At 64.8% G+C, this 4,449-nt stretch carries 4 protein-coding genes and 2 pseudogenes; 4 read left to right on the top strand and 2 right to left on the bottom strand.

Translation table 11 applies throughout. The features are described from left to right. Positions 1-334: pseudogene (locus tag MKK84_RS19435) on the bottom strand (transposase); the annotation flags it as partial. Positions 335-470: 136 nt separating this feature from the next. On the opposite strand from MKK84_RS19435, the gene MKK84_RS19430 reads away from it, so the two are divergent. Together MKK84_RS19430 and MKK84_RS19425 are read left to right on the top strand one after the other, a co-directional pair. Beyond that, positions 471-938: a hypothetical protein gene (locus MKK84_RS19430; protein ID WP_243922598.1), complete on the top strand. Its 468-nt coding sequence runs from the start codon at positions 471-473 to the stop codon at positions 936-938. 526 nt (positions 939-1,464) lie between these two features. Continuing rightward, entirely contained in the window at positions 1,465-1,761 is a 297-nt protein-coding gene (locus MKK84_RS19425) for a hypothetical protein (RefSeq protein WP_243922596.1), read from the top strand. A 35-nt stretch (positions 1,762-1,796) separates the two neighbouring features. On the opposite strand, the gene MKK84_RS19420 is transcribed toward MKK84_RS19425, so the two are convergent. Next, the gene (locus MKK84_RS19420; RefSeq protein ID WP_243922600.1) at positions 1,797-2,843 is read right to left on the bottom strand and encodes a hypothetical protein; all 1,047 of its coding nucleotides are present in this window, start codon (positions 2,841-2,843) and stop codon (positions 1,797-1,799) included. Between the two features lie 480 nt (positions 2,844-3,323). Between MKK84_RS19420 and MKK84_RS19415 the strand changes: the two genes are divergently transcribed. Both MKK84_RS19415 and MKK84_RS19410 read left to right on the top strand, forming a co-directional pair. Continuing rightward, positions 3,324-3,602 (top strand): hypothetical protein, encoded by a 279-nt coding sequence (locus tag MKK84_RS19415; RefSeq protein ID WP_243922594.1) that lies wholly within the window; start codon positions 3,324-3,326, stop codon positions 3,600-3,602. Positions 3,603-4,112: 510 nt separating this feature from the next. Then, a pseudogene (locus MKK84_RS19410) lies at positions 4,113-4,409 on the top strand (hypothetical protein); the annotation flags it as partial. Positions 4,410-4,449: the final 40 nt, after the last annotated feature.

The raw sequence follows: 4,449 nt of genomic DNA, 5'->3' as shown, positions 1-4,449 counted from the left end.
AGGCCGTACTTCTCACGGATGCCGTCCACCGCCTGCCTGCGTCGCTCGGGGGCTACAAGTTTCCCGAGGCGACGTCCGCCAGCACCTGACCCACCAAAGAAAGGTCGGCGACGAGCCGGCGCAGACGAGCGTTCTCGCGCTACAGATCCTTCATCTTCCTGGCTTGATCGACCTGAAGGCCGCCGTACGCCCTGCGCCGGCGGTAGTAACTTTGCTCGGAGATCTCCGCCCCCCTGCACGCAAGGGCCAAACTCTTGCCCTGGGCAGTCTGCACCGCGATCTGGCGCAGCTTGAGCACGACCTGCTCCGCGTTCGTCTTCTGGCCTCGCCGCATGTCCAACTCCTTTGATCCTGGCTGATCCTCTCAATCGGCCCGGTCCAAAGCCAGACGGTCAGGCCAGGTCGGGCAGGGGCTGCGAACTCTTGTTCCGCGCGTGATCGGACGTACCGCCGAGGCGGAGCGTCGGAAGGTGCCGGCCGGCACGCGGGCGAGCGCCGCCGCCCACAAGCCGACGGTCGACGCATGGTTCGCGACCTTCGAGACGGAGAGGGGCGCTGACGAGGCGGCACTGGCGCGCACGATCTGCGACTGGTGGGTGGAGCAGGGCGCGAAGATTGAGACGACGCGGGCACAGAAGCCGTCGCTCGTCGTCCGGTTCGAGCATGCGGAACGCAGCGGCTTCCCGGCCTTGATCAAGTCGACCGGGCGCGTCAGCACATGCCTCTATGCCATCAAGAGCTTCCCGCCATTCGATCAGGCGAGCGCACGCCAGGAGATGGTCAGCGAGCACCGGAAGATTGCTGGGATGGTGACGACCGATCGTTCGTTCGATGGTGAGCCCAAGCTTCCGCTTGCTCTGCTCAAGGATCCTGCGGTGACGGGCCAGCTCTTCGCCGTATGGGATAGCCTCCTAGCTCGCGTCCGTACGGGCGTCTAACGCGCCCAGGTGGCGCGCCGAGCGCAGCAGGCCAGAGCTGCCGGCCGTGCTGCCGCGACTGCGCCGGCGAGGCCGCACCGAGGCCGAGGGGTGTCAGGCCCCGGTGCTGCTCTTCCGGCGCGCGGCCAAAGCCGATCGCTGAGGGCATGGTGGCGCGAGGCGGTTAAGGGTTCTTGTATGCGGTGGGGCGGGGGATCTCGCCGCAGCAGGCGGGAGCTATGTTCGACCCAGGCAAATGCTGCGGAATGGGGCGTTCTCGTCGCCGGTCCCTACGCTTGATGCGCGGACTCAGAGTCGCCCTAGTTAAAATTCTCTTTCGATCGACGTATAAATATCAGGCAATTCGAGCATAGCGAGCGAAGCACGAGCAGATTTAGGCGCTTATATTGATACGGGTTAGGCGGCATATAGCCAAGATATGCTACTTAGACATTCAGATAACTAATTTGGCTGGGTTGTGTCTGTGGCTATAAGCAATCTGTACCGCCCGTTCCTACTTGGGGGCTCCGTCGTTTTGATCGTAGCGATGCTGGTGGCTGGATCAGCCCAAGCCGGCCTCGCCAGCGCCTTTCGCATCGTGCTGCAGAAGGGCAGGCACTTCGACCCGACCGATCTGTTCCTGCGCAGGGGTGACACCATCACCCTCGTCAACGGGGACGACAACGTCGTCCACCACGCCTTCATCGAAGCTGATCGGTTCGCGTTCGACGCTGGCGATCAGGAGCCTGGCAAGCAGGCCACTCTGACCCTCAAGGAGCCCGGCGACTTCATCATCCAGTGCGGCATCCACCCGAAGATGAAACTCACCATCCACGTGCAGTAGGCATTCCTGCAGGCGCCATTTCCCGGCTCTGTCTTTCAAATCACCGCCAGTTTGACCAGTTCGGGGAATTGCAGGCCCGTGTCGAACAGGGCCTCATGGCCGAGATAGTACAGCGCCAGGAAGGCAGCGAGAGCACCACCATAGTACGCGGGCGCCCAGGCGGCGTCGCGCGCCCGCACTGTCGTCCGGGCATCATCCGCCGCGATCCCGAGCAGCACCACGATGATGCCGGAGTGCCCAATCGCGTCCACCTTGCCGAACTCGACGATCGCCGAGACGAAGATCCCCGTCAGGATCAGGGCCGCGACACGCCGCACCAGAGGCGTCCAGATCAGCGCGAAGGCCAGGGTGAACTCGATGACGCCGGCGGCCTGCATGAACAGCTCGGGCGTGGCGCCCATGGTCATCTGCGGCTTGGCGGCGAGCAGCGGATCCGTCCACTGCGGGTAGGCCCACTTCTCGACCGAAGCCCACATCAGCGTAACGGCGGCCGTCCAGCGAACGATGTCGAGGGGGCGGATGTCGAACGGCTTCAGGCCAAGACCCTGGCAGATCAGGTACACCGCCACGCCCAGGAACACCGGATAGTCGGCGAGGTGGAACAAGCCGTACTGGGCGGTGGCGAAGGAGAACAGGAAGACGATGCCCAGGCCGGTCAACGGCATGGTACGGCGTGAGATCAGGCAAGCAGCCATGGCGAGCTGCAGCCACGGGATCCAGGCCGCATCGGTCTTCAACTCGGGTGTCAGGATGATCCCACCGACCCCCCAAACCGAGACCAGGAAGAAGCCGAGCGTGCAGCGAACCAGAAGCTCGGTGTCGGTGCGGAGGCGGGAAGTGACACGGTCGAGGGCGTTCATCAGAGCCGTGCCGAGCGGCGTGCCCTCAGCGAGGCAGCCCAACATCAGGCAGACGACGGCAAACGCCGTCAGCAACTCAAAGTCAGGGCACAGCACCTGTTGGAGGCCGCGCGGCTGGCCGGCCACGTCGTAGGCGCAGAACCACTTCACGTGAGCGCTGGCTGCTCCTGTCCCGGCGAGGATGAGCAGAGGCGGCGCGACGATGCTGGCAAGCGTGCGCATACCGAGGCTGAGAGGAAGCCTGGGCGCCGTGACCCGAACCATGATGACCTCGGAGGACTTAGCGGGCCGCTGCCCACCTACGTATTTCCTCACAAAGCAGAGCTTCGCGCCAACGGTTTATTAACGAACGTTACGAGTTGGTTAATAGCCATGATGACGGTGAATTAGGAGGATGATTGGACTAAGGCACATGGGTTTACTGGACATGGCGCATCAGCCTCGAACAGAGCTGGCGTGTAGCGCCCAGAGGCTCAGGGGCAGGCTCACAAGGGGGCGTCGCAAGCGCTCGCCTGTTCCTAAAGGGTCGGCCTTCGAGTTTGAAGCACACGCTTCGGTCCGCCCAGCCGCCTCGGATTTTAATCCGCGCCGCCGCGTGCCCGGCGGCACGTCACGGAGGCAAGGCGCTACCCACCTAGGGATCACACGGGACGCAACGGGGCCGGATAGGCCGGCCCAGCCCCGAGGAGATCAAGAAACGCCATGACGACGACCCGCTTCGCTGCGCTGGCCGCCGCCCTCGCCTTCACCGCCGCTGCGCTCTCGCCCGCCGCAGCCGGCCCGCGTCCCACCGCCTGGACGGGTCTTCAGCCCTATGGCGTCGAGGCCACTGGCTCGCTCGGCGCCCCGGCCGGCAGCCTATTCGGGTACGATAACAACCCGGTGACCTGCCCGATGAGCTCGGCCGCCGAGGGCAACGCCAATCAGCAGCACTTCCCCGTCAAGCAGTACGGTCAGACCACGGGCGGCAACCGCTGCTGATGAAGCTGAAGCCTGTCTCCTACGCGATGATCGGCCTCTTCGCCTTCGCCTTAGCGGTGACGGCATTGGGCTCGATCCAGGTACTGCTCGGCCTCTGACACGCTGGTAGTTGAGCGTTTGCCAATCCGATGAAGGCCTGCCCCTGTCCTCAGGGGCGGGCCTTCTGCGTTTGTCAGGCTCGCGCCGTCGTGAGCCCAGCCACCCCGTCTCCGGACTGGATCGGCCAATGAAAAACACCCCAGGAGCGGGGCTCCCAGGGTGCTGCCGATCGAGCGGCCAGTTTGATCAAGCTGGGGATGCGAAGGTCAGCCGGAGGGCTGCTCCTCGGCGATGGAGAGCGACGAGGAGGACCAACTACCCCTCGCCCGCCACCGCATCTCCCGGCATCGCTACCGGGAGCAGCGCGATCGGATCTCAGTACGAGCCGAACTTGTAGTTCAGGCCGGCGCGGACGACGGCGAACTCGTCGTCGCGGCGACCGATGGCGCTGTAGGCGACCGGGACGAGGTTGGCGGCGTCGAGTTCGCGCTCCCCACCGAGTCGTTCCTGAACTTCTTCCGCTCCTCGGCCGTGACGTTCAAGGTCGAAGGCCTGTACGTCAACCTGGAGCGCGGCAACCGCAACCACTGCACCCTGGTGGTCAACGACGCCAACCTCGTCCCGGTCGCCTCCAGCGCCATCGGTCGCCGCGACGACGAGTTCGCCGTCGTCCGCGCCGGCCTGAACTACAAGTTCGGCTCGTACTGGGATCCGATCGCGCTGCTCCCGGTAGCGATGCCGGGAGATGCGGTGGCGGGCGAGGGGTAGTTGGTCCTCCTCGTCGCTCTCCATCGCCGAGGAGCAGCCC

The organism is Methylobacterium sp. E-065, from assembly GCF_022829605.1.
Lineage (GTDB): Bacteria > Pseudomonadota > Alphaproteobacteria > Rhizobiales > Beijerinckiaceae > Methylobacterium.
This window is presented reverse-complemented; position numbering and strand designations above follow the sequence as displayed.